This is a genomic window from Burkholderia mycopellens (assembly GCF_964265025.1).
Taxonomy (GTDB): Bacteria; Pseudomonadota; Gammaproteobacteria; order Burkholderiales; family Burkholderiaceae; genus Burkholderia.
In genome coordinates, this window is the sequence record NZ_OZ183804.1 from 1 (window position 1) to 25,266 (window position 25,266).

Below are 25,266 nucleotides of genomic sequence, written 5' to 3' on the forward strand. Positions count from 1 at the left end.
ATGCCGCGCAAGCCCGCAAGCAAAGGCTCAGACAAACAGGTTTCGCTGTTTCAGACACCCGAGCCTCCCGACTTGCTGCGCAAGGCGGTCCAGGCGATTCATATCGCGCCCAAGTCCGGAAAGATCGGTCTGCAGCAGCGCAAGATGTTCAGCTCGCTGATCAAGAACGCGCTTCGACAGGAGGCGTTCGAGCCAGGCCGGACGAGCTTCTCGATCTCGATTGCGTCGCTTTCGCACGAGAGCGGGTTGAACAGCAACAACACGAAGTACGTGAAGGACACGGTCAACTCGCTGATCAGTACCGTCGTCAACTGGGACTATCTGGCCGCGGATCGGTCGACAGTCTGGAAAGCATCGGGCCTGCTCGCCGGCGCTGAACTCGAGCAATCGGTGCTGAAGTACAGCTTCTCCGACCAGATTCGCAGCGAGTTGCTCAACCCCGAGATCTACGCACTGATCGATATGCGGATCGCCCGCGAGTTCCGGCGGTCGCACTCGCTCGCGTTGTGGGAAAACACGGTGCGCTACGAGGGGATCGGCATCACCGCGAAAATCCCGCTACCGAAATTTCGTGACCTCATTCTCGGCCAGGACAAGGCGTCGCAGTCGTACAAGGAATACAAGCTGTTCAAGAGCAAGGTCCTGGTGCCGTGCATTCAGGAGGTGAACGAAGTTTCGGATCACACGCTCGAGTTGATCGAACACAAGTCCGGCCGGAGCGTGGAGGCGGTTCAGTTCAAGGTGACGCGCAAGCAGAGCACCGATACGGTCGAGGACGGCGACGTCAAGAACGAAGCGCTGGTCGAGGAGGTCGCCAAGTTCGGCATCCCGCGTTCGGAAGCACGCCGGCTGATTACGCAATACGGTGTGCAGCGTATCAAGGCGGCGATTGCCTATACGCTCAATCGGACTACGAAGAAGAATGCGGCCCCGGTCGATAACGTGGCCGCCTATTTCCGCAAGGCGCTGACGCACGGCTACACGCTGTCCGACGGGCAGGGAACGGAGGCGGCCGCGCCGGCGAAGGAATCCGCGCAGAGCAAGCAGGAACAGATTCGCGACAAATATCTGGCAGCAAAGGTCGAGGAAGCCGGCGCGTATTTCCGCGAACTGGAGATCGACGACCAGACCAAGCTGATCGAGCGTTACAACGAGACGGTGGCAGGCTCGAAAGACCTCACGCTGTCGCCGAAGAAGAAGGCGAGCAAGCTCGCGCAGACCAGCTTCTTCCGATGGCTCGCGCTGGATACGTGGGGCGAACCGACCTCGGACGACTTGCTGGAATTCCTGCTGAAAAGCAGTCTCGCAGGCAACTGAACAAGGCCTCGCGGCCGGTGTGCGTCGCGAGCCGGACATTGTCGTCCGGCTTCGCGGTGCACACCCGGATGCGAGGCCTTCTGCTTTTCGCGCGTTACTGCTGCGCGGTCGTTGCCAGCTCGGCAACGTACGCGTCGATGACGGTCTTGAGCTTGTCGGCGAGCGCCTCCTGGTGCGATGCGTCGACGCCCTTGAGCTGCAGATCCAGGCGTCCGTCCGGATAGGTCTTCAACTGGCCGATCGCGCGCGATTCGAGCGCGAAATCGTGGCGAACGCTGTAGCGCGTGCGCCCCGCTTTCTTGCTGCCGTCGCTCTGTGCACGCAGGAAATTCTCCAGATCTCGAACCGATTTTTTCCGGTCGATCACGGCCGTCAACAGCCGGTCGGCCGTCGGCTCGCCCAGGCGTTCGAAGATCAGCTTCAGGAAGTACGCCGCTTGCAGGCCGACTACGTCGTTCGCGCTCGCCATCCGTTCCAGGAGGGTGTTCGGGAGCGCGTTGAGCGACAGCGTCTTGCTGATCGAAGCCTTGTCCTTGCCGATCTTTTCCGCCAGCGTGTTCTGGTCGGAAAAGACCTTCTCGTCGAGGAGACGCTTCCACGCGACCGCATCGTCGAAGATCGTCTGGCGTTCGTGGTCGTGGTTCGCGCGATACGCGATCGTGTAGAGCTGCTCGGGCGTGTGATCCGTGCGGAACGTGGCGTTGATGGTTTCATCGCCGTTGATGCTCGTCGCGCGGAGCCGACGTTGCCCGTCGATCACCACGAGCTTGCCGGGAAACTCAGGGAGTCGCGTAACCTTGATCGGCTCGATCTGCCCTTCCCGTTTCAGCGTCAGGGCGAGCTCGTGCAGGCTCGACTCGGAATAGAACACCCGCGGGTTGAACGGATTCGGAATGCAATCCTTGACCAATACTTTCTGAGGCGCGCCAAGATCCGGCGTGCCGGCGGGCGTCGCTGCAGCCGGGGCGCTGATGGGCGCTGTCTCGCCGACGACGTTCGGTGCGATCGCCGGTTCGGGCAGTCGCGTTTCGAGAGCCGCATTTTCCTGCGCGAGCCCGCGCAACAGGCCCGCTGCGAGATGCAGGTTGCCGGTCGGCTTCTTGTCTTTCGAAGTGTCCTTAGCCATGGGCGGCTCCGGTAGCGCGCGTCGACGCGATGTATTGGGCCATTTCCGTGACCAGCTTTTCGATTTCCGCCCGGGCTTCCTTCAGGCCCTTCAGGTATCGATTGTGGTGGTGGATCGTGGTGCCGAGCGCAAATGTCTGACGGTAGACCTCGCGTTGCGCGATCTGGCTGTCGAGCAGATGCTCCCCTATTTCTTCAGCTCTTAGAATTTTTAAAATTTCTTCACGCATTTTAGTTTTTCCATTAACACTATTCAGCATTAATGCGGAAGAAAGATTCGGGTTACGGATGGATCGCATCGACTCGATCATGCGGATCATCGCGACGGTGCTGTAGAGGTCGGCCGGCGACGGCGACAGCGGCACGAGGCAGAAGTCGGCGACCTCGAGCACGGAGGCAATTCGCGGGTCTTCGAGGTTGCCAGGACAATCGACAACAATGACGTCGAAGTTCGCGTCCTGTTTCTTGATCTCGCCGCCGATGCCGCGACCGGCAGGGGCCAGAGAAAGAACCGTCATCGGCAACGTGTTCTCGCCGCTCGTCACCCACCGGACGGACGTGCCTTGAGGGTCGGCATCGATCAGGGCGACTTTGTTGCCGCCGGCTTCGAACGCAGCGGCGATATTGACGGAGATGGTTGTCTTTCCAGTTCCACCTTTTTGATTGCTGACGGCGATCTTGAAAGCCATTAAATCCCTCCACGGAGTTTTGCGTAATATATGCAATTACTATCAAAATGTCCAGAAAACCCTTCGTCGAGATGTATGTTTTGGTGATCGATGTGGTTGTCACGTGACAAGTGGGCCGAATGGCCAACGAGTCGTCGCGACTGGTGGTCGAGTAAAAATAAAATTGGCGATCACGATTGAAAGTACGTACGAAGATCGAGAGAAAATTCGACGCATTTCAATGTTGATGGTGGCGTTAGCGAGTGGCGAGAGGCTGCTGATCTCGTAGTGTTCTTGATAGAACTCGTCGGAGCTGCAATCAATTCCTAGGGCGTCGCTGGAAAACTCAGTTGTCACGTGACAAGCAGTAGGGATTTGCTCCCTCTCAACGGAATCCGGTGTCAGGAAATCTTTGATTCAATCGAGCTTCCGGTTATGGCGAGATCATTTCGACGCCCGAAATTCTGTCTTTGGCTCGGCGCGACTACCTCGCGCGCGATGAGTTGTCACGTGACAATCGATTCAGAACGGAAGACAGCGTCAGTGAGGAATCGTCTCTCAGGAGGCTTTGTGATCGGACTCCATTGAACGTGAATAAGTGGATCGTGAACGATGAGATTCGCTACCGTTGGCTCGTCTCGAAATGCACTTTTCTGGGCGAGTTCGCTGGCGTGTTGTCACGTGACAACTGAAGTGTTGTATCGGGGGGGCTTCCGTGTCGAAGTGCCAGGTTACGCCCATGTCAGGCGGGAGGCACCTGTGTCGAAGAGTCTGAGTTATCAGTTGGTCTCCAGACCCTGGGCCTTTATCACTGACTATTCGCAATCATGCGTCAGCGGAATGGTTGCTGGGCTACACACGCGAATGTGTATCATCGGTCGTCTTTGATATGGCCCCATTTATGTGAAGTGTTCAGATCACGTTCGTCGCATGTTGGCTGGCGGGGGAGGGTATAGGCTTTGTCACGCGTACCCCTGAGTTGCGACCAGTGCAGCCAGGAGCTTCCGCGCTCAACTACGCATCAGTGGCCCCGATTTGCGACAAACTTCGGTGTCGAAGGCCCCGCGTCAACTCAAACGGGCCGGATCGTGAAACATTTGCGAGAAATCCGGTGTTCGTTGAAATCCTTATGTGGCAATGAGTTGCGCTATATTCTTCATGTTGTTTCACGCGAAATCGACGAGATCATCCGTGTAAATAGGGGCGCATGATCATTTCGCATGCTTCGCTCCGACGCTGGCGCAAATACGCCGTGAATCGTATCAATAGACACGTAATATGTAGTATTTAATATGTTTCGAGCTGGTCTGATGCCGCAGACGCATCGAACTGCGGCGAATCAGTTGGATGTGCAGTGACGATCTATCCACGCGAGTTGTCACGTGACAACGCACACTCTAGTCGCACAAATCGTTGGATTGCGGCGTGGCGCGTGATTCCCAGCACTCGAGAGCTAGCGGCCGAGCGTCAGGAAGACATTAAGAAGACTTAATTGCGGAGGGGGCAAAGTCCTCATCAATTAACGAAGTTGGTATGAGGCGACTTGTCCCTAGCCGACGGATGCTTGCGCGGATACGGATCCGACGTCGCGAGGTGCCCACGCACCGCTCGGTACTCAAATTGAAATTTGCAGGCGACCCGCCGAGTAATCAATTCGGAGCTGGCACCCAGCACGTATCCCGCTGCGCTCGTCTGGCTCAACCAGATCGACCGGATCGACACTTCACGCGTGCAAGGTCGATCCGTCCATTCTGCGGATACCACCAAACGCGGCATCCTGAATCTCCGGTACCGTCCCAGTGACCCATAAGTTGCGACCACAGGCAGAACAACGTCCGCTCCGCTTCGCAGGCTATCGATATCTCTCCTCGGAGAATTACCGATCAGCCGGCTATATTCCCAATTGAACCGAGTCGGGCTCGCATATCCGACCCTGAACGACGCCGACGCGGCGTCGAGCCGCTCGGGACGCATTAGCCGACGTGCTTCGTTGAGCCATATCCATTTCTGGTACTGCAGCGGACTTTTGCCAGCGAGCGGGCGGAAGTGGTGGTCGAAGGTCGATCTGCTCATTTGTACCTGCACCGCCAGATCGTCGACGTACGGGTGCGCCGGCAACGCGCCTGCCGGAGTCGCGGCATTGCCGCGCTCCGGGGAAAAAATATGCAACGACCGGTGTGCCTACTTAGTCGCCTGCGATGTGCAAAGTAGCCAGCGGCGCGATGTCGTGGCAACGGACGTCACGCGTTCGTCGACCGTGCGCCACCACCGCTCGCCGCGGTGCGGCTCGTCGAGTGCGAGGCGCTCGCCCATCCTGGGCGTCGACAGTTCGACGCCGCGCACGATCGCGAGCGCCGTGACGCGCTCGAACGGTTCCTGCCAGCGATGCATCGCGAGATCGAACGTGCCGTTGTGGATCGGGACCAGCCAGCGCCCGCGCAAATCGATGTGCGCCTGCACGGTCTCTTCCGGTTGCATGTGCACGTACGGCCATTGCGCGTCGTATGCGCCTGTTTCGATCAGCGTGACGTCGAACGGCCCGAGGCGCTCGCCGATCGTCCGGAAACCGTCGAAGTAGCCCGTGTCGCCGCTGAAGAACACGCGCAAGTCGTCGTCGACGATGACCCAGGAGGCCCACAGCGTGCTGTTGCCGTCGAACAGGCTGCGCCCGGAAAAGTGCTGGGCAGGTGTCGCGGTCAGCGTCAGGCCGGCCACGTCCACGCTTTGCCACCAGTCGAGCTGTCGGACTTTCTTCGCGTCGATACCCCATTCGATCAGGCGGTCGCCGACCCCCAGCGTTGTCACGAACTCACCGGTGGTTGCCGCGAGCGCGAGCACCGTGTCGCGGTCGAGATGATCGTAGTGATCGTGCGACAGGATCACGCCGCGCAGCGGCGGAAGATCTTCAAGCGCGATCGGCGGCGCATGGAAACGCTTTGGGCCGACACGCCGAAACGGCGACGCGCGCTCGGCAAACACCGGATCGGTCAGCCAGAATTCTCCGCGCAGCTTGAGCAGCAGCGTCGAATGACCCAGCCGGTACAGGCTGCGATCGGGGGCTGCGTCGAGTGCCGCACGCGTCAGCGAATCGACGGGTAGCAGCCCGGCCGGCACGGTATTGCGCGGCTTGTTGAACAGCATGTTCCAGGCAATCCCGAGCGTCTTGCCCAACCCCTCGACCGGACGGGGCGCGACATTGCTGAAGCGCTCGCCATTGTGCTGCGGCGAGCCGCCAGAAAGCGCGCGGCCGCGTCGGGCGGCCGCAAAACCCAGAATGCGATGAATCAAAACGAGAGGCGATGCCATGTCGGTTGGTCCTGAGGGGAAAGTACACTGAGCAGTGTAGTTTATTTCTGGGATAAGTAAACTCCCCGGTGTAAAATTTCTGAATGGATACCCGTACTCCCCCTCTGCGCCTGACCGATCGAAAGCGCGCGGCCATCGTCGACGCGGCCATTGAGGAATTTCTCGCATCGGGTTACGACGCGACCAGCATGGACCGCATCGCCGCGCGTGCGGACGTGTCGAAGCGCACGGTCTATAACCACTTCCCGAGCAAGGAAACGTTGTTCGCCGCGATCCTGCAAAAATTGTGGGATGCGACCCGTACCGGCAGCTCGCCAACCTATCGTGCCGATGTGCCGCTGCGCGAGCAATTGCTCGCGTTGCTGAATCGCAAAATGCGCCTGCTCAGCGACGAGGCATTTCTCTCGCTCGCACGCGTCGCGATCGGGGCGGCCATCCATTCGCCGGAACGTGCGCGTGACATGGTCGAGCGCCTTGGCGAGCGCGAGGAAGACATGACGGTCTGGGTGCGGACGGCCGCGGCGGCCGGGCGCCTGTCCGTGACCGATCCGGTGTTTGCCGCGCATCAGTTGCACGGTGTCGTGAAAGCATTCGCGTTCTGGCCGCAGATCACGATGGGCCAGCCGCCGCTCGCGGAGCCGGAGCAGCAAACAGTCGCGCAATCCGCTGCCGACATGTTTCTCGCGTACTACGCGCGACCGGAACACACGGATGCACCGCGTGCCGTAACGGACTGATCGTGCGTCCGGTCGAACTAGCTCGAACCGAACCCGGCGCAACGCGCATGATCGATGCGTGCGTTGCCATGACGAGCCGGCAAATCGGCAGATCCGCGCAGGCGAACGCGGAACAGCCTCATCTGGTCTGGCCATTCAGCGGAAATCGGCGATGCCGTCAGCGCACCTGAAACCGAACGCGAGTAACGACGAATGAAGACGCTGTTGATCGTCTATCACACGATGACCGGAGGCACGCAACAGATGGCTGAAGCGGCTGCCGGCGCTGCGCGCGAGCAGCTCGGCGTCGACGTCAGGCTGCAGCGCGCGGATGCGACGAGCGCGGACGACGTGCTGGCCGCCGACGCCTACCTGTTCGCCACGCCGGAGAATCTCGCGGCCATGTCCGGGCTGATGAAGGATTTCTTCGACCGCTGCTACTACGCGGCGCTCGATCGCGTGAATGGCCGCCCTTATGCGGTGATGATCTGCGCGGGAAGCGATGGGCAGAACGCGTTGCGCCAGATCGACCGGATCGCGACCGGATGGCGGTTGAAGAACGTGGCACCGGGCCTGATCGTCTGTACGCACGCGCAGACACCGGAACGCATCCTCGCGGCGAAGACGATCGACGCCGACGATCTCGCGCGCTGCGCCGAACTGGGCGCCGGTCTTGCAGCGGGCCTTGCACTGGGCGTTTTTTGATCGGCAGCACCGAGACTGCGACGACCGGTCGACGCACGTTTGTGCACGCGACGCGCGCGTTCTCGAGCAGTCCCGATCCTGTGGCACGGGGCTGGCCGAACGCCCAGCCCTTAGCTGTCCTTTGCGGTTTCCGAAGGCCGGTGATATTCGGGCCAAAGACGTTTCACGAGATCGCGCGATGCGCCATAGGCGTGGCAGCTGTCGATCTTGCGCGGTTTTCCGTCGCTGTCGCGCTCTTCGAGCGACGACTGACGCATGCCGACCATCGTCTGATAGGCGGTGGTGGCGATCGGCCCGAGCAATTCCTTCAGATGCGTGCACGTATCGCAGGACGGCAGGCGCTTGCGAATCTCGCTGTTCCAGCCCGCACCGATGCTCAATCCGACGAGCGCCTGCAGCGAGTCTCCGCCGCCCGGGCACTGCGCATACGGATGCGACCGGAGGAACGTGGACACGGCCCGGACGACCATGTCGGAGTCGAAGACCAGCGTCACGCCGAGGTCGTGGATCGGCGACAGCGCAGCGACCGTCCGCGTGCCGCCCGGCGGCGTGAAATCAAAGGTCTTGCGGTCCGCGAGGCAGGCGGTGACTTCGAACTGGCCGTCGCTGCGCCGATAGCCGCGCATGTCGATCTGTCGATGGTGAATCTCCTCGCGTGTAATGCCGTCGTGCGGGATGTCGTCTGGGGGGACCATGTATCTGCTCCGTTTCGTACAACCGGTTCGTTCTTTTGGCAGGCAAGGGAGATGCCGACGGCTCGCCGGGGGGCGCGGCGAAACGGGCCGAGGTACGCTGCCGACGACATCGATCCGGCCATACTACGCACTTTCCGGCCTTTTCGTGCGCCACGGGATCGATGCGGACGCAACGAGTCATGCGCGGGCGCCGATGTGATCGAATGGGCACGGCACTTGCGCCGATCCATCGCCGTGATCGTTGATTCGCGCGCAGGCGACGCCGCTGTCCGGGATGCGGAATCGCAGCCGGGGCCCGCGACGTACCGATGCGGCGGGATCCGCGTTCGACGTCCCGACGCGGAATATCACGTGTCGGGCGTCGATCAGTGCCGCCGGGCGCAGTCGCGGCGCGCAAGATGGCCCCGATTTCCGCTGTAGAGGGTGAACGGCGTGACTTCCGGCAACGTATCCCTATAATGCGCAACACGACCGCATGGACGCATTTCCGGTACCCCGAATCGGGCCAATGCAGACCAGCGAGTCAACCAGCCGTCACGCGTACCGGTATACTTCCACTCCTGCCTTGTCCGGCATCGTGGCCGGGTGCCTGAAAACAGAGTGGCGTGCGCGATGCGGCCCCGTTGTGTTCCGCAACGGCGGCAGACGGGGCGCCCGCATGGCGGCGAAGCTTTTGCGCCGCGCGGCATGACCGCACGAACCACACCTTATATTCCTGGTGGATTGAATTTATGGGTTTTGAACAACTTGCCGAATTGCGGGCGCAGCTCGCAGCGAAGGCCAAGCAGGAGCGCAACGCGAAGCGGCCGGCTGCGCCGGCGGACACCGGCGCGAAGCCGAAGTCCGGCGACCAGCCGCAGCGTGGTGCCAAGCCGGCTGCGGCCGGCGGCAAAGCACCGCATCGCGCGAAGCCTGCATCGGCGAAGCCGTCGGCGCCGGTCGATCCGGTCATCGTTGCGATCGGCAAACTGCAGCGTAAGTTTCCGCGCGCGTTCCCGAAGAATCCGGCCCCCAAAGTGCCGCTCAAGGTCGGTATCTGGGACGATCTCGCACGTGAAGCACAGGCCGTCGGGCTCAACGAAGCCGAACTGCGCGAAGCGATGTCGACGTGGTGCCGTGGCAACCGTTACTGGTCGTGCCTTGTCGAAGACGCCGTGCGGGTCGACCTGCAGGGCAACGAAGCAGGGCGCGTCACGCATGACGACGCGGCGCGGGCGCGCCGGCTGAAGGCGCGCCGCCCCGGCAAGGGCACAGCGCAAGCGGCCAAGGGCCCGCAGCAGCAGCCGAAGGCCGGGCAGCAGGCCGAGGCCGCCGCCGAGCCGCAACCGGCAGACGTGGAAGCGCAAGCCGACGCAGCGCCGCAGGTCGAGCAGCAAACGGCCGGAAACGAGTAACCGGCACCGCGCCGCTGCATGCCGCACGGCGCGATCCGCATGCACCTCGCCTGCGGTGAATGACACGACGGACCGACCTGCCTCGACAGAGGCAGGTCGGGACTGCTCTCACCGGCACTCGACGTGCCGGGTCCGCACCTGTCCCGCCTCGAACAGATCACACGACCGGACGAAGAAAGTGTGTCGATCGGCACTGCATGTGCGATGTTTCGACTTTGCCGTTTGCGCATGGACGGTTCATATGTCCTGAATGCGGAAATAGTTCCATCAATTATTTCGTTTTCCTAAAATAAAATGATACCGGGCCATCGATTGGCCTGAGAGCGTTCGCGGCCAGGTCATCGTGACATGACGACGCGCGATAATCCCGGCTGGGCCGTCGGTTCGCGCGCGCAAGCCGGCCGATGCGATGCAGCTTGCATTTCGAAAGGTACGAAAAGCCCACTGCGGCACGGTCCGCTGCCACGGCCGGCGCCTGTCAACGTCCATTCAAACCGGATCATGTACTCGAGACATTCCGCGATTCTCGTCGCGCTCACCGCTGCCGCGCTGTTCGGCGCCGCGACACCGCTCGCCAAGGCACTCGTTGGCGCGATGTCACCGTTCATGGTCGCCGGCCTGTTCTATCTCGGCAGCGGCGTCGGGCTCGGTATCGGGATCCTGCTTCGCCGCCTGCGCAACCGTCATGCGCCGATCGCAAACGCCGCGACACTGCAGCGTGCAGACCTGCCGTGGCTGGCCGGAGCGATTGCGGCGGGCGGGGTGGCCGGCCCGGCTTTGCTGATGCTCGGGCTATCGAGCACGCCAGCAGCGACGAGCGCATTGCTGCTCAATCTCGAGGGCGTGCTGACGGCTGTCATCGCGTGGGTCGTGTTTCGCGAGAACGTGGATTCGCAGGTGTTCCTCGGGATGGTCGCGATCGTCGCCGGCGGCATGCTGCTGTCGTGGACGCCGGGGCGGGCCGGCGTGCCGGTCGGTGCGTTGCTGATCGTCGGCGCATGCCTGTGCTGGGCGGTCGACAACAACCTGACCCGCAAGGTGGCCGCAAACGACGCGATGGTCATCGCGTGCGCGAAAGGACTGATCGCCGGACCCGTGAACATCGCCATCGCGCTGGCGACCGGCGCGACGCTGCCGGCGGTCCCGGTCACGGCTGCCGCGATGCTGACGGGGCTCGGCGGCTACGGGATCAGCCTCGTGCTGTTCGTCGTCGCCCTGCGTCATCTCGGCAGCGCGCGCACGGGCGCGTACTTCTCGATCGCGCCGCTGTTCGGCGTCGTGCTGTCGCTGCTGATCTGGCCCGCGCTGCCGCCCGCGACGTTCTGGATCGCCGCCGCGCTGATGGCGCTCGGTATCTGGCTGCACGTCCGCGAACGGCATGAACATACGCACACGCACGAGCAGCTCGAGCACACGCATCGGCATCGGCACGATGAACATCACCAGCATGTGCACGATTTTGCGTACGACGGCAACGAACCGCATGCTCATCCGCACGTGCATTTGCCGATCACGCACAGCCATGCGCATTTTCCGGACATTCACCATCGGCACCGGCATTGACCGCGTCATGAAAGGCGGACGAGACGGATCACAAGGTGACCGTTTATGGGGCGTTCGCCACATCGCGCGTATCTGTATGCAGCGCCGTCCGATTGCAGCAGCAACGGCGGGTGCGGGCCTAGTCATCGGCCTGGATCAACCGGATCAGCGAACCGTCCGGATCGATCAGTGCGGCGACCGTGCCAACTCATGCGTCGTGCGTCGGCACGGTGCGTGCGGGGCCAGCCGGTCGCCTGCTCCGGAATGCCGGCTGCGAGCACGTCGTCGAAGAACGTGCGGATGTTCTCGAGCCGGAACAGCAATTGAACCCGCAGGTCGCCGGATCGAGTTCGGGATGCGGGAAGCATTCCAGCAACAGGTTGCCGCGCTTGAGGATCCTCCAGCCGTCGTCGCGTCAAGTTTCAGCGAACCCCGGTTTTTCGTCGAAGCGGGACGTGACTTCGAAATCGCGCGACGGCAGGTTGGCGCTCGCAATGCCGGTCAAGGCTGTTTCTCCGGATGACGAAGCGACGAATCGAATGGGCGGCCTGGGCCGCCGTGCGTGGTTATTGCGCGTGAGGAAAGCAGACGCCGAAATCCTCGCAGCCCGGGCACCCGGGGGCCGGGCCCGGCGGCACACCGAGCGATTCGGCCACTTCCTGTGCGAGGAATTGCTTCCAGCGCAGGTGAGCGACGTTGCGCGCGGCGAGCGCAGGGAAATAGCGATCGAGCATCGCGGATACCGCGTCACGTCCGTCGAGCCCGAGATCGCGCCACAGATGATCCGGGCGCAGGCAGGCGTGCGCGATGATCGACGCGAGACAGCCGGCGTCGTCGCGGTCGGCGGCGGGATTCGCGTCGTCCATCAGCCGTGTGTGCAGCGCCGCGACGAACGTCGCGTGGGTGGATGGCAGCAGTACCATCGCGGCCGTCGGCACGAGTGCTGCGACATCGGCCGCGGGCAGGCGCGGAAACTGCCGTGCCAGCAGGCCGGCCAGTTGCGGATGAGACAGGCCGAGCAGCCCGAGTTCGTTGCGGCGCGCGCGCGTTGCAATGAGGGCGCCGAACAGGCGTGCCTTGGGCGTGGCGGCGTTGGCCGCTGCGGACTGCAGCGCTCGTTGCCGAGCGTGATCGAACGCGGCTGTCATCGCGTGTATCCGACCGACCGCCGCACGGCGCGCTTCGCGTGAATGCACCGTGACAAACGGATCGCAATCGCGATCGTCACGCGTTCACTCGACGCCGACGATCACGCTCGATGCCTTGAAGATCGCGGACGCGGCCGCGCCGCTCGCGAGGCCGAGGCGATCGACGCTGTCGTTGGTGATGATCGCGACGATCTCGGCGCCGCCCGCGGCCTTGATCACGACTTCCGAATTGACCGCGCCTTTCGCGACCGACGATACGGTGCCCGCGACGCAGTTGCGGGCCGACACCTTGCTGCTGTCGACGTCGACCATCACGATGACCGACGACGCCTTCACGAGTGCGAACGCCTTCGAGCCGGCCGCGAGGCCCAGTGAAGCCGCGCTGCCGTGAGTGATCACGGCGACGATGTCGAGACCGTCCTGCGTGCGGAGCATGACTTCGTCGTTGACGGCGCCGGTCTTGACGGCGCTGACCTGGCCGGCGAAGTGGTTGCGGGCGCTGGTTCGCATGATCGATCTCCGAGTGGATGCCGCCGCGGGTTCCGCGGCGAAAGATGAATGGAAATGCATCGGCCAGTTTACCGTCAACGCGGGTGTCCGTCGTCCGTCAGGCGCTATGGCGCGAATCAGCAAAACCCGCCACCACCGGGCGTTTCGCCAGACATGCGCGACGTATCGATGGTGATAACGCTACCGTGATTACTTGCTGGTCGCGGGTGTCGCGGCGGCCCGTGTGGCGTCGGGACGGGCATCCGTCGCAGGCGCCGCACCCTCGGATTCCCACCCGCCGCCCAGCGCGAGGAAAAGCCGCACCTGGTCGGTGGCGACCTGGCCTTCGGCTGCCGCCACTTGCGCCTGCACGCTCGTCAGCGTGCGCGTCGCGTCGAGATCGGAGATGAACGACTCGCGGCCGGCCAGATAGAGACGATGCGTTTCGTCGGCGGAATTGCGTGCCGATTCGTAGGCCGTGCGCAGCGCTTCCGTGCGCTGCACGTCGGCCGCATAGGTCGCGAGGCTCGACTGCGTTTCGCGCAGCGCGTTCAGCACGACGCCGTCGAAGTGCGCGAGCGCGCCGCCCGTCGCGGCTTCGGCCTCGCGCACGCGCGCACGCTGGCCGTTGACGGGGAACGACCAGCTGATCAGTGGGCCGAACGACCAGCGATTCGTCGTGGACGAGAACAGGTCGGCGGCGACACCGACCGAGCCGGCCGACGCGCCGATGCTGATCGACGGGTACAGCGCGGCGGTTGCCACGCCGATCTGCGCGGTCGCCGCGGCGAGTTGCCGTTCGGCGGCGCGCACGTCGGGGCGGCGGCGCAGCAGCGCGGCGCCGTCGCCGATCGGAATCGGCTGGCGCAGCTTCGGCAGGCGCTCGCATTCGGCGACGGCCTTCGGCAGGTCGGCCGGCGAGCGCGCGAGCAAGGCGGCGAGCTGGTATTGCGCGACCTTGCGGCGGCCTTCGAAGCGCGGGATATCGGCGGCAAGGGTGCGCACCTGCGTCACGCCGCGCGTCACGTCGGTCTGGTTGCCGCGGCCGGCATCGCGCAGCCGCTGTGACAGCGCGACGCGCTGCTTTTGCAGCGCGAGCGACTGCTTCGCGACGGCCAGCTCGTCACCGGCCGAACACGATTCGACGTACGCGCGCACGACGTCGGCGACGACCGTGATGCGCGCCAGGTCGCCGGCGGCCCGAACGGCTTCGCTGTCCGCGCGCGCGGCTTCGACGCCGCGCCGCAGCTTGCCGAACAGGTCGATCTCGTACGACACGTTGATGCCGACCATGCCTTCGTTGACGACCGGCAGCTTGTTCTCGAGCAGGTATTGCTCGGCCGATTCCTGTGCGCGTTGCACGGCGGCTTCCGCGCCACCCGAAAAGCCGCCCTGCTGGCTCGCGACTTCCAGCGCCGCACGCGAGCGTGCGAGGTTGGCCGCGGCGACGCGTAGGTCGGTGTTCGACTTCAGCGCATCGCGCACGAGCCCGTCGAGCACGGGGTCGTCGTAGAGCTGCCACCAGTTGCCGGGCACGGCGTCGCGCGACACGAGCGTGCCGTTCGCGTCGTCGAGCGCATGGTTCGCGAGCGGCGCATTCACGTACGCCTGCTGCGGCAGCGTGTAATCGGGGCCAACGGACTTGCACGCGCCGAGTGCGAGCGCAAGCGGCGCGAGCGTCGCGGCGAGACGCAGACCGTGCCGTTTCATTGCGATGCTCCTGCTGCGCCGGCGGCCGTGCCGGAAGCCGTCGCTACCGGCGTGACGGCCGCCGAAGCGCCGGTGGCTGCCGCCGATGCGCCGGCTGCAGGTTTCGCCTTGTCGTTGCGGCGCGTGTCGGCTTCGCGCATCGAGACGGTCGCGGTGCGGCCCGCGATCATCCGGAAATCGTCGGGCACTTCGTCGAGCACCACGCGCACCGGTACGCGCTGCGCGAGCCGCACCCAGCTGAATGCGGGGTTCACGTTCGGCAGCAGGTTCGCGCCCTGCGTGCGGTCGCGATCCTCGATCGCGGCGACGATGCTCTGCACGTGGCCGCGCAGCGCGCGCGGCTCTCCCATCACGATGATGTCGACCGGCTGGCCGATGTGGATGCCGCGCAGCTTGGTTTCCTCGAAGTAGCCGTCGACGCGGAACGAATCGCGATCGACGACCGACAGCACCGCGCGGCCGGCCGGCACGTATTCGCCGACGCGCGGCGCGCGGTCGTTCAGGTAGCCGTCCACGGGACTGACGATCGTCGTGCGCTGCAGGTTCAGCTTCGCCGTGTCGAGCGACACCTGCGCGTCCGCGACGGCGGCTTCGCCCTGTTCGACGCGCGTGCGGCTTTCCTCGACCTGTTCGCTCGCGACCAGGTTCCCGAGCTGCAGGTTGCGCGCGTATTCGCGCTTGGCCTGGGCGAGCGTCGCGCGGCGCTGCGCGAGCGTGGCTTCGGCGAGCCGCTCCGCGAGCGTGTAACGGGCCTGGTCGATCACGAACAGCACCTGGCCGCGCTTGACCTCCTGGTTGTCGGCGACTTGCACCGACGTGATGAGGCCCGCCACGTCCGGTGCAACCTGGATCACGTCGGCGCGCACGTGACCGTCGCGGGTCCACGGCGAGAACATGTAGTAGTTGACGATGCGCCACAGCACGATGGCGGCCACGACGACGACGATCAGGGTGAGCAGGATTTGCCCTGCCGAGAGCCAGGTTTTTTTCACGTTAGGTAGCCACGAGATGGTGGGAAACGATCACGACGGCGGCAAACACGAATACGTAGATGCCGAGGTCGAAGATCGAACGGTGCCAGACGAGGCGGTAGAAGCCGACGCGCTCGAGCACGGCACGCACGACGATGTTGATCAGGTAGGCGATCAGCATCAGCACGAGCGGGGCCGGCACGAATACGCCGAAGATGTCGATTTCGCCGATCATGGTCGCGGTCGGAAAGACGGATGGGAAAGCGGGATCATGCGCGTGCTCCGTCGGCCGCCTGCGGCGGCTGCCCGGCCGCGGCCGGATACAGCGACAGGCGCAGGCCGACGAGCGCGTGCAGCGTGTCGCGCAGACGGCGATGCATGGCGGGCGTGGCCGGTGCAGCGGGCGCCGTGCCGCTGTCCGCCGGCGCGGCGCCCGGCAGGTTGCGACCCGCGACGCGGCGCAGTGCGTCGTCGATCGTCGCGAGCAGCGCCGGCGGCGCCGGCTGGCGCGCGTTCGCGGCGGCGCAGCGCGTGTAGTGGTCCGTGACGCCGGCCAGCACGCGATCGATCGCATCGGGCACGTCGCCCGACAGCCGGCGGCGTGAGCGGCGCAAGTCGAGCGCATTCAGCGCGATACGCAGGTCGCGGAAGCTTTCGATCGACGGGTGGCGATGGTCGTCGGACGCGCCGAGGCGCGGCAGCAAGTGCGTGACACGGTCGAGCATGCGCGACGCGTGGTTGCGCTGGTCGTCGAGCGGTTGCGTCGACGCGGAGCGTGCGACGTCTTCCCAGCCCGAGCGCAGCAGGCGCCGCACCGCGAGTTCCGCACCGAACGGCCGCGTCGCGCGCGTCCATACATACGCGAACAGCAGCCCGGCGACGCCCGCGAGGTTGCTGTTCAGGAACACGAAGAAATCTGCGTCGTACGCACCCTGGATGCTGATGAAGGTGGCCGTGTTCACGGCGACGAGCATCGTCACCATGTTGAACTGCGGGCGCGGCAGCAGCGTGCCGATCAGGATGAACGGGCCTGCAAACATCACGACGAGCATCGCGAAGTCGTGCACGTGCGGCAGCACGACGAACAGGTACAGGCCCGCGAACACGACGCTCGCGGTCGTCGCGAGGAAGAACTTGAACACCAGCGGCGCCGGCTCGTCGAGTGCGGCGAAGAAGCTGCAGGACACGGCCACGAGCGTGACGGCCGCGGCGCCGTCGTGCCAGCCGGACGCGATCCACAGCCAGCTCGCGAACACGATTGCGGCGGCGACGGTCAGCGTCGAGAACAGCATCATCCCGCGATCGAAGAAACGTTCGGTGCCGCCGAGCCGCCAGTGCCGGTAGCGCGGCTGCCAGACGCCCGCTTCGTTGCCGATCAACGCGCGCAGCGAGCGGCAGTCCTGCCAGATGTCGATGACCTGGCGCAGCCGCCACAGCGCGTTCGACAGCAGCGCGCCGTCCCAGCTCGCGAGCGCATCGTCGGCCGGCTGCAGCGCCGCGATGCGTTCGCGCAGGCGTTGCGCGACCGGGTCGTCGGCCATGTCGCCGTCGGTGCCGGCCTTGACGGCCGGCAGCGGCGCGTCGAACCATTTCGCGGCATCGGCAAGCAACTCGTCGAGCCCGGCCGGCCGGACGTGCAGGTCGCGCATCAGCGCGATCAACGGATCGGCGAGCGACGACATCAGCGGCAGGAACAGCTGCATCCGGCCTGCAAGCGCCTGCGCGCGCGCGAGGATGCGCGGATGGGCATGGTCGTAGCTCAGCTGGCTCAGCAGGAACTCGAGGCCCGTGATGGTCGACGCGAGGCGTTGCCGGCACGCGGACAGCGCCTTGCCGGCGATGTGCCCGGACAGCGTCTCGCGGCCGTAGAACGCGGCATCCTTGAACCACGCGTCGGTGCGTTCGATCAGCGTCGGCGCGAGCCGGTTCGGGAAGATCGCGCTGCCGACCACGCTTGCGCACACGATGCCGAGCACGATCTCCTCGGTACGTGCGATCGCGACGTCGAACACGGTCGACGGATCGGTCACGGTCGGCAGCGCGATCAGCGGCATCGTATAGCCGGCGAGCATAAATACGTAGCTGCGCGCGGTGCGGTCGGAGATCGCGAGGTAGAGCAGCGTGCCGCACCAGGTGGCGACGATGATCGCGAACAGCAGCGGCGTCTCGACGAACGGCGGCACGAAGAAGATCGCGGCGGCCGCGCCGAGCGCGGTGCCGAGCGCGCGATACAGCGCCTTCGAGCGCGTCGCGCCGACGAACGGATTCGACACGATGTAGACGCTCGCCATCGCCCAGTACGGGCGCGGCAGCTGGAAATACAGGCCGAGGTACAGCGCCAGCATCGACGCGGCGAACGTCTTGCCCGAGAACAGCCAGTCGCGAAGGCTCGGAAAGGTCATGACGTGGCGTTGCCGGTGTGGGAGGCACGTGCGGCGGGCGGGTGCGACTCGGATGCATTGAAGGCGTCGAGCACGCGCAGCGTCGCTTCGAGATCGGCGCGCGTGACACCCTTGAGCACCTGGGCACGCAGCACGCGCAGGTCTTCCTCCATCTTCGCGGTGACCGCGCGGCCGGTGGCCGTCAGCGAGATCGTTTTCGCGCGGCGATCGTGCGGATCCTCGTCGCGGCGCGCGAGGCCGGCCGCGCACAGCTGGTCGAGCAGGCGTACGAGCGACGGTCCTTCGATGCCGACGTGTTCGGCGAGCGTGCCTTGACGCACGCCTTCGCCGAGGCGCCCGGCGATCAGCAGCGGCGCCGCGCAGGCCTCGGACACGTTGTACGCGGTCAGCACGCCGTCGCTGGTACGGCGCCACTTGCGCGCGGACAGCACCAGCAGGCTGCTGACGGCGAGACGGAGGTCGTGCAGATTGGTCATGGGCGAGATGATAGGGGCAAAATAATTCGATAGCAAACTATCGTTTTGTCACCCGAATGACACGCCGCTCGCCGCGCGGCCGGCCCGTCTGATGCAATTTAGGCGGCGTGCCGGGGATGGTCAAGCGGTAAGGTTGTCGGCACGGCGCCCCGCCTGCGCGCGGCGGCCGCGATCGAATGATCAGACGAAAGTCGTCCGGCAGGGCCGCTCGGCAGGTCAGGCCATTTCGAAGCAGGGGCTCTGGAAATCCGGCTTCGCGAAACGGCGCGCGGCGCGCATATTAAGACTGTTGCAAGCCTCCCGGAGATTCCGCGCGTGCCCACCTCATCCTCGCAGCCCCCCGCCCAGGCGTCGCTCGACGCGTGGCTTGGCAAGACCGAAACGCTCGGCGACGACATCACCGCGTTCCCGCTGAACGCGCTGGCCGCCACGCTCGACCGCCCGTCGCCCGACGACGTCGTGCCGCCGCTGTGGCACTGGCTCTATTTCCTGCCCGTCGCGCCGCTGGCCGAAGTCGGCCTCGATGGCCACCCGAAGCGCGGCGGCTTCCTGCCGCCCGTGCCGTTGCCGCGCCGCATGTGGGCCGGCGGCCGCCTGACGTTCCATGCGCCGCTGCGCACGGGGCGGCGCGCGACGCGCGAATCCACGATCGCGAACATCGAGGACAAGACGGGCCGCAGCGGCCGGCTCGCATTCGTGACGGTGCAGCACCGGATCGAGTGTGACGGCGCGTTGTGCGTCGAGGAAGAGCACGACATCGTCTATCGCGATGCGCCGCAACCGGGCTCGCCGGCGCCGAAGCCGGTCGCGGCGCCGGCAGGCGAGACGTGGTCGCGCACGGTCACGGCTGACGCGGTGATGCTGTTCCGCTATTCGGCGCTGACCTTCAACGGTCATCGCATCCACTACGACCGCAGCTACGCGACGCAGGAGGAAGGCTATCCGGGGCTCGTCGTGCACGGCCCGCTGATCGCGACGCTGCTCGTCGATCTCGTGCACCGCGAACGGCCCGACGCGACGCTCGCGAGCTTCGCGTTTCGCGCGGTGCGCCCGACTTTCGACGGGGAGCCGTTCACGCTATGCGGCAAGCCGTCGGAGGACGGCAAGACGATCGAACTGTGGGCGCAGGATCGCGACGGCTGGCTGACGATGCAGGCCACCGCGACCCTGGCGTAACGGCGCCGTGCCGTTCATCTTCGATGGGGCGAGATCCGCACGCGGGTGACCGGTACCGCACGCCGCAACTGCCCGGGCGGCCACTCGGGCGGGCCCCGACGTTCGTCGGCAATTCCCGGTAAGCTGCGAGCAGGTCGCATGACGTCCCGCCGAACGGCGCGGCGCGCGGCCGGCCCTTCCCCCTTCCACGCATCGCATCAGGAGCACGTATCTTGGCCACCTATATTGTGTTTACACGTGAAAGCATGCAGGACCCGCACGAATTCGACCTCTACCAGAGCAAGGTCGGCGCGACGCTCGCCGGGCATCCGGTAAAGGTGCTCGCCGCCTACGGGCCGCAGGAAACGCTCGAGGGCGAAGCCCCGGAAGGCGTCGTGATCGTCGAGTTCCCGTCGAAGGAAGCCGCGCACGCGTGGTATCACGGCCCCGAATACCAGGCCGTTGCCCAGCACCGGTTCAAGGGCGCGCGCTATCGCGCCGTGCTGGTCGAAGGCGTCTGAACGACCCGCATCGGACGCCCGGCCCGCCGATGAAACCATCGATCTCCGCCCCTGCGCCCGTTCGCCCGCCGATGGGGCGCGCCGCCACCGCGCTGCTCGCGATCAGCGTGGCGCTCTATCTGGTCGCCATGTTCACCGCGCCGTTCCGCACCGGTGCGCCCGACCCGCATCCGTGGGCCGACGGCTGGCAGGTGCTGCTGACGGGCTGGATGGGCGTGCTCGGCGGCATCTATGCGTGGCTCGCGAATCCGCTTGTGTTTGCCGCCTGGCTGCTGACGGTGAAGCGCTACCGCGCGCAGGCGGTCGTGCTGGCCGTACTGGCCTTGCTGTTCGGGATGAGCTTCCTGTCGCAGCGCCAGATCGCCGTCAACGAAGCGGGGGACGTCGAACCCGTGCATCTCGACGCGATCGGCTACTGGTGCTGGCTTGCGAGTTTCGGCGTGGCGTCGGTCGGCGCGACGTTGTTGCCCGGGCGGACGAAGACGCGCTGATGGATGGCGGACGCTCGATGCGGATGTCGACGGCGGTGAAGCCGCGCGGCATCGGAACGATCCGCTGCATCGGCACCTGACGCGAAAGGGCGTCTTGCGTGCCGATGCATGGAAGGCGCGATGCCGATGGCGCGCCTTCGACCTTCACCCGATGTGTGCCTGCAACGCACGCAGCCAATACGACACCGCCACTGCACCGCCGTCCGGCGTGCCGATCGCACGTTCGCCGAGATAGCTCGCGCGCCCGGCGCGCGGCGTCATGCGTGCGGTTTCCTGCGCGCCGCGCTCGGCGGCTTCGACCGCGGCCGCCCATGCGCCGGCGGGATCGCGATCGTCGTCGAGCGCACGCTCGAATGCCGCGACGGCCGGTATCAGCGCATCGAGCATCGTGCGGTCGCCGGCGTGCGCGCCGCCCAGTTCGCTGATCGCATCCACCGCGCCGCGGAACGCCGCCGCCCAGTCGCGTGCCGACGGCTCGGCGATATCGGCCAGCCGGCGCGACGCGCGCAGCAGCGCCGTTGCATAGAACGGCCCCGAGCTGCCGGCGATCGCGCGGCGCAACGCGGCGCCGAGCGCCGCAAGTGCGCCGGCCGGCGTGCCGTACGCGGTTTCCGGCAGTGTGAGGATCGCCTGCGCGGCGCGCAGCATGCTCGCGCCGAGATCGCCGTCGCCGGCCGCCGCATCGAGATCCGTCAGCGTCTGCTCGTGATCGGTCAGCGTCTGCGCGACCGCGTGCAGCGCCGGTCGCAGGCGCGTCGCCCACGCGCGGCCGTTCGTGTCGAGCGGCGGCAACGGCGCTTCTGGCGCAGCGGCCGCGGCCACGCGGATCTGCATGTTCACCGCGCCGCCGCCCGGCCATGCGCGCGCTTGCGTCGGCGCGTCGAGCAGCACCGCGCGCTCGTCGTTCAGCCGCAGCACCGAGATCGAGCAGCCGGGCATGTTCAGCGCCGACAGGAACGTGCCGGCCCACGCGCGCGCGACGACGATGCCGCGCCGGTGCAGGTTGTCGTGCGCGGCGCGCAGCACGATCGCGAGTTCCATGTCGGGCGTCGCGCCGAGGCCGTTGACGAACAGCGCAACGCGTTCGCCGCGGTCGAGCACGAGATCGGCGACGATACTCGACAGCAGCGTGTCGACCAGCGCATCGACCGGCAGCGGCGCGCGGCGTTCGACGCCTTTCTCGCCATGGATGCCGAGACCGAGTTCGATCTCGTGATCGCCGAGGCTGAAGCCCGACTTGTCGGCGCCCGGGATCGTGCAGCCGTCGAGTGCGACGCCCATCGTGCCGAGTTCGGCTGCCGCGTCTCGCGCGATGGCCGCGACGCGGGCGAGCGGCAGCCCGCGCGCGGCGGCCGCGCCGGCGAGCTTGTGGATCAGCACGGTGCCGGCGATGCCGCGCCGCTGGCCGCGCTCGACGCGGCCGCGCAGCGCCACGTCGTCGGCGACGATGACGGTCTCGACCGGAATGCCCTCGGCGCGCGCGAGTTCGGCGGCGAGCCCGAAATTGAGCCGGTCGCCGGTGTAGTTCTTCACGATCAGCAGCGCGCCGTTGGGGCCGGCGCTTGCGCGGATCGCGGCGAGCACGGCGTCGGTGGACGGCGACGTGAACACTTCTCCGCAGACGGCCGCGCTCAACATCCCTTCGCCGACATAGCCGCCGTGTGCGGGCTCGTGGCCGCTGCCGCCGCCGGAGAGTATGGCGACGGGGCGTAGCGCCGGCTCGGGCAGCGGCTGGCGGACGAGCACATGCTCGTCGCCGAGGATCGCGACATGCGGCGATTGCCGCGCGATGCCTTCGAGCATTTCTCTCACGACATCGGACGGGCGGTTGACAAGCTTTTTCATGGCGACGGATTCCGGACGGGTGAGAACGGCACGGCCGGGCCCGCACGGGCGTCGGACGGCCTTTCGTGTTGCGGAGGATCGTGCGGGCGCGCGGTCGCCGGGTGCAGGCGGTCACGTAACGGACGGCCGGATGCGGGAGGCAGACGAGGCGCACGCTTCGCGCCACGATACATCAGGTTCGGACGTTGCTGTAAGGATCGCGGTGCGATCGCGCCGGAGCAACGCAGCGGCGCGCTCCCATACGCGGCTACTTCACCGCCGCAATTTCCTTCGCTCGAATCAGCCGCGCGCGCAGCACGTTGCGGCTGATGCCGAGCAGCCGTGCGGCCTGGATCTGGTTGCGGTGGCTGAATTCGAATGCGACGCGCATCACGGTGTCCTCGATGCGTTCGAACAGGTTGCCGTGATCCTCGTCGAACAGGTCGCGCAGCGCGCGTTCGAGCGCGGCTTGCGCGCCGGCGGCCGGGCCGGGTTCCTGCTCCGGCGTGCGCGCGGCGGCGGTCCGTACGCCCGGCGGCGCGATGTGCAGGTCGGCCTCCTGCAGTGCGTCGTGGCGACTCACGAGTAGCGCGTGATGGATCACGTTCTCGAGTTCGCGGATATTGCCGGGCCAGCCATGTGCCTCGAGCCGGCGCTCGGCGCGCGGATCGATGCTGCGCGGCCCGTAGCCGAGGCGGCTCCGGTAGTCGTCGAAGAAGTGGCGCGCGAGCGGCAGGATGTCGCCCGGGCGCTCGCGCAACGTCGGCACCGCGAGCTGCACGACGTTGAGCCGGTAGAACAGGTCGCCGCGAAACTGCCCGTTCGCGACGGCCTGCTGCAGATCCACGTTGGTCGCGGCGACCACGCGCACGTCGATCGGCACGCCCGTGCGCGAACCGAGCCGCACGACCTCGCGCTCCTGCAGCACGCGCAGGAGCTTGACCTGCATCGACAGCGGCAGGTCGCCGATCTCGTCGAGAAACAGCGTGCCGCCGTTCGCGGCTTCGAACCAGCCGGGCTTCGCGCTGAACGCGCCGGTAAACGCGCCTTTCTCGTGGCCGAACAGTTCGCTCTCGACGAGCGTTTCGGAGAAGGCGCCGCAGTTCACCGCGATGAACGGCCCGCCATTGCGGCGGCTGAGGCCGTGTACGTGGCGCGCGATCAGTTCCTTGCCGGTGCCGGTCTCGCCGACGATCAGCACGTTCGCATCGCTCGGCGCGACCAGGCGAATCCGTTCGAGCAGCGCGACCGAGCGCGGATCGACGAACACCTGCGCGCGGGCACGAATGGACGTCGCAAGCGCGGGCCGATCGGGCAGCGTGAGGACGGGCGCGGCGTCGGGCCACGCATCGGAAGGGGAGTGGTTCACGAGTAGAAGCCCGGCGTCGGAGGGGTTCGCTTGAGCGCCCATTCGCCGATCTCGCGAATCTTGTATGCGAGCGGGTCGTGGAGCGTGTGGGTGCGCAGGTTGCGCCAGTGCCGGTCGAGCCGCAGCGCGCCGTGCGTTGCGCGCGCGCCGGCGACGTCGAACATCCGCGTGCAGAGATCGAGCCCGGTGCGCGCGGCCGACACCTTGGCCGCGGCCGTGGCGAGCGCAACCTGGCCGCGCTCCGCATGTGCGAGCGCCGCACCGCGCGACCATGCTGCGTCGAGCTGGTCCGCCGCGCGATCGGCGAGCACGCGTGCGGCTTCGAGCCCGACCCAGAATTCGCCGTACTGGCCGAGGATGTACGGATCGTCGCCGGTGCTCGCGACCTGCGCGCCGGGCCACGGCCGCGCCTCGTGCAGCGTGTAGTGCCGCGCGTCGTTGAACGCGGCTTCGGCGATGCCGAGATACACGTTCGTCAGCACGAGCTGCGCGACGAGCGGGCGCAGGCACGCGAATGGCGTCGACAGCGGGCCGGGGTCCGTCAGCAGTTCGTGATCCTCGACGCGTACTTGCTCGAACGTGACCGTGCCGCTGTCGGTCTGGCGCTGGCCGATGTTGTTCCAGTCGTCCGCGATCGAGATGCCGCTGCGCTGGGTCGGCACGGCGGCGATCAGGAACGCACGTGTGTCGGCATCGTGCGCGGACGCGATCAGCATCTGCGAATCGAGCGCCCCCGAGCAGAAACTCTTCTGGCCGCTGAATTCATGCCATGCGCCGCGCGAGCGGCTGAGCGTGCGCTCGTCGAGCGGATTCAGCGCGTTGCCCCAGAACCATTGCTGGCGCGCGGTGCGTTCGAACCACGATTCCCACTGTGCGGGCGCGCCGAACAACCGCACGGTCGCGAGCATCAGGTGGTGGAAACCGAATACGTGCGCGAGCGAACTGTCCGCTGCAGCGAGCACGCGGACGACGTCGAGCGTCGTGCGCCAGCTCGCGCCGAGGCCGCCATAGGCGGCCGGGATGCTCAGCGCGAGCAGGCCGCTGTCGCGCAACTGGTCGCGCTCGGCCTTCGGCGTGCCGCCCCGATGGTCGCGTTCGGCCGCCGTGCTTGCAAAGCCGGCCGCCAGGCGCTCGGCGGTTTGCAGGGCGTCGGCGGGCGCCGGTTCGCCGCGGGGCGGCGCGGCGACGCGCAGGCCTTCCGCGCGGGGCGATACGGAAATGGATGTCATGGCGATGAATGCG

At 66.1% G+C, this 25,266-nt stretch carries 22 protein-coding genes and 2 pseudogenes; 8 read left to right on the top strand and 16 right to left on the bottom strand.

Features of this window, described 5'->3' with window-relative positions:
- Positions 1-1,317, top strand: a complete 1,317-nt coding sequence (locus ACPTTC_RS34010) for a replication initiation protein (protein WP_175957347.1) — start codon at positions 1-3, stop codon at positions 1,315-1,317.
- A gap of 94 nt (positions 1,318-1,411) precedes the next feature.
- Here ACPTTC_RS34010 and ACPTTC_RS34015 read toward each other — a convergent pair whose 3' ends face one another.
- The 4 genes and pseudogenes from ACPTTC_RS34015 to ACPTTC_RS34030 all read right to left on the bottom strand — a co-directional run bounded on the left by ACPTTC_RS34015 (position 1,412) and on the right by ACPTTC_RS34030 (position 6,416).
- On the bottom strand, positions 1,412-2,443 hold the full coding sequence (locus ACPTTC_RS34015; protein ID WP_423395768.1) for a ParB/RepB/Spo0J family partition protein: 1,032 nt from the start codon (positions 2,441-2,443) through the stop codon (positions 1,412-1,414).
- Positions 2,436-3,131 (bottom strand): ParA family protein, encoded by a 696-nt coding sequence (locus tag ACPTTC_RS34020; protein WP_089430033.1) that lies wholly within the window; start codon positions 3,129-3,131, stop codon positions 2,436-2,438. The genes ACPTTC_RS34015 and ACPTTC_RS34020 overlap by 8 nt, the downstream gene beginning before the upstream one ends.
- Before the next feature lie 1,785 nt (positions 3,132-4,916).
- Positions 4,917-5,210: pseudogene (locus ACPTTC_RS34025) on the bottom strand (helix-turn-helix domain-containing protein); the annotation flags it as partial.
- Between the two features lie 81 nt (positions 5,211-5,291).
- The gene (locus ACPTTC_RS34030) at positions 5,292-6,416 is read right to left on the bottom strand and encodes an MBL fold metallo-hydrolase (protein WP_423395769.1); all 1,125 of its coding nucleotides are present in this window, start codon (positions 6,414-6,416) and stop codon (positions 5,292-5,294) included.
- 83 nt (positions 6,417-6,499) lie between these two features.
- Here ACPTTC_RS34030 and ACPTTC_RS34035 point away from each other — a divergent pair, with 83 nt between their 5' ends.
- Both ACPTTC_RS34035 and ACPTTC_RS34040 read left to right on the top strand, forming a co-directional pair.
- Entirely contained in the window at positions 6,500-7,153 is a 654-nt protein-coding gene (locus tag ACPTTC_RS34035; protein ID WP_226201152.1) for a TetR/AcrR family transcriptional regulator, read from the top strand.
- 192 nt (positions 7,154-7,345) lie between these two features.
- On the top strand, positions 7,346-7,837 hold the full coding sequence (locus ACPTTC_RS34040; RefSeq protein ID WP_423395770.1) for a flavodoxin family protein: 492 nt from the start codon (positions 7,346-7,348) through the stop codon (positions 7,835-7,837).
- A gap of 110 nt (positions 7,838-7,947) precedes the next feature.
- On the opposite strand, the gene ACPTTC_RS34045 is transcribed toward ACPTTC_RS34040, so the two are convergent.
- Positions 7,948-8,532 (bottom strand): DUF2889 domain-containing protein, encoded by a 585-nt coding sequence (locus tag ACPTTC_RS34045; RefSeq protein ID WP_423395771.1) that lies wholly within the window; start codon positions 8,530-8,532, stop codon positions 7,948-7,950.
- Between the two features lie 731 nt (positions 8,533-9,263).
- On the opposite strand from ACPTTC_RS34045, the gene ACPTTC_RS34050 reads away from it, so the two are divergent.
- Together ACPTTC_RS34050 and ACPTTC_RS34055 are read left to right on the top strand one after the other, a co-directional pair.
- Positions 9,264-9,926, top strand: coding sequence for a ProQ/FinO family protein (locus ACPTTC_RS34050; protein ID WP_423396553.1), 663 nt, complete (start codon positions 9,264-9,266; stop codon positions 9,924-9,926).
- Positions 9,927-10,427: 501 nt separating this feature from the next.
- A complete protein-coding gene (locus ACPTTC_RS34055) occupies positions 10,428-11,489 on the top strand; it encodes a DMT family transporter (RefSeq protein WP_423395772.1) in 1,062 nt (353 codons plus the stop codon).
- 118 nt (positions 11,490-11,607) lie between these two features.
- Here the strand turns inward: ACPTTC_RS34055 and ACPTTC_RS34060 are convergent.
- From ACPTTC_RS34060 to ACPTTC_RS34095, 8 genes and pseudogenes are all read right to left on the bottom strand, one after another.
- Positions 11,608-11,973 (bottom strand): annotated as a pseudogene (locus ACPTTC_RS34060) (bleomycin resistance protein).
- A 61-nt stretch (positions 11,974-12,034) separates the two neighbouring features.
- Entirely contained in the window at positions 12,035-12,616 is a 582-nt protein-coding gene (locus ACPTTC_RS34065; RefSeq protein WP_423395773.1) for a nitrogen fixation protein NifQ, read from the bottom strand.
- A gap of 84 nt (positions 12,617-12,700) precedes the next feature.
- Complete coding sequence (locus ACPTTC_RS34070; protein ID WP_423395774.1) at positions 12,701-13,126, bottom strand: TOBE domain-containing protein; 426 nt, start codon at positions 13,124-13,126, stop codon at positions 12,701-12,703.
- Between the two features lie 189 nt (positions 13,127-13,315).
- Positions 13,316-14,815, bottom strand: coding sequence for an efflux transporter outer membrane subunit (locus ACPTTC_RS34075; RefSeq protein WP_423395775.1), 1,500 nt, complete (start codon positions 14,813-14,815; stop codon positions 13,316-13,318).
- Positions 14,812-15,807 (bottom strand): efflux RND transporter periplasmic adaptor subunit, encoded by a 996-nt coding sequence (locus ACPTTC_RS34080; protein ID WP_423395776.1) that lies wholly within the window; start codon positions 15,805-15,807, stop codon positions 14,812-14,814. Before ACPTTC_RS34080 ends, ACPTTC_RS34075 begins: the two co-directional genes overlap by 4 nt.
- Position 15,808: 1 nt before the next feature.
- Complete coding sequence (locus tag ACPTTC_RS34085) at positions 15,809-16,021, bottom strand: DUF1656 domain-containing protein (RefSeq protein WP_011350409.1); 213 nt, start codon at positions 16,019-16,021, stop codon at positions 15,809-15,811.
- 34 nt (positions 16,022-16,055) lie between these two features.
- Positions 16,056-18,188, bottom strand: coding sequence for an FUSC family protein (locus ACPTTC_RS34090; protein ID WP_423395777.1), 2,133 nt, complete (start codon positions 18,186-18,188; stop codon positions 16,056-16,058).
- A complete protein-coding gene (locus ACPTTC_RS34095) occupies positions 18,185-18,664 on the bottom strand; it encodes a MarR family winged helix-turn-helix transcriptional regulator (RefSeq protein WP_423395778.1) in 480 nt (159 codons plus the stop codon). Before ACPTTC_RS34095 ends, ACPTTC_RS34090 begins: the two co-directional genes overlap by 4 nt.
- Positions 18,665-18,979: 315 nt before the next feature.
- On the opposite strand from ACPTTC_RS34095, the gene ACPTTC_RS34100 reads away from it, so the two are divergent.
- The 3 genes from ACPTTC_RS34100 (at position 18,980) to ACPTTC_RS34110 (ending at position 20,831) form a co-directional block, all read left to right on the top strand.
- Positions 18,980-19,840, top strand: a complete 861-nt coding sequence (locus tag ACPTTC_RS34100; protein ID WP_423395779.1) for an FAS1-like dehydratase domain-containing protein — start codon at positions 18,980-18,982, stop codon at positions 19,838-19,840.
- Positions 19,841-20,052: 212 nt separating this feature from the next.
- Entirely contained in the window at positions 20,053-20,340 is a 288-nt protein-coding gene (locus ACPTTC_RS34105; protein WP_423395780.1) for a DUF1330 domain-containing protein, read from the top strand.
- 29 nt (positions 20,341-20,369) lie between these two features.
- The gene (locus tag ACPTTC_RS34110) at positions 20,370-20,831 is read left to right on the top strand and encodes a hypothetical protein (RefSeq protein ID WP_423395781.1); all 462 of its coding nucleotides are present in this window, start codon (positions 20,370-20,372) and stop codon (positions 20,829-20,831) included.
- A gap of 144 nt (positions 20,832-20,975) precedes the next feature.
- Here ACPTTC_RS34110 and ACPTTC_RS34115 read toward each other — a convergent pair whose 3' ends face one another.
- The 3 genes from ACPTTC_RS34115 to ACPTTC_RS34125 all read right to left on the bottom strand — a co-directional run bounded on the left by ACPTTC_RS34115 (position 20,976) and on the right by ACPTTC_RS34125 (position 25,253).
- Positions 20,976-22,676 carry a dihydroxyacetone kinase family protein gene (locus ACPTTC_RS34115; RefSeq protein ID WP_423395782.1) on the bottom strand — a complete coding sequence of 567 codons (1,701 nt, stop codon included), beginning with the start codon at positions 22,674-22,676 and terminating at the stop codon, positions 20,976-20,978.
- 247 nt (positions 22,677-22,923) lie between these two features.
- Positions 22,924-24,024, bottom strand: coding sequence for a sigma-54 interaction domain-containing protein (locus tag ACPTTC_RS34120; RefSeq protein WP_423395783.1), 1,101 nt, complete (start codon positions 24,022-24,024; stop codon positions 22,924-22,926).
- Complete coding sequence (locus ACPTTC_RS34125) at positions 24,021-25,253, bottom strand: acyl-CoA dehydrogenase family protein (protein WP_423396554.1); 1,233 nt, start codon at positions 25,251-25,253, stop codon at positions 24,021-24,023. The genes ACPTTC_RS34120 and ACPTTC_RS34125 overlap by 4 nt, the downstream gene beginning before the upstream one ends.
- Between the last annotated feature and the right edge of the window lie 13 nt (positions 25,254-25,266).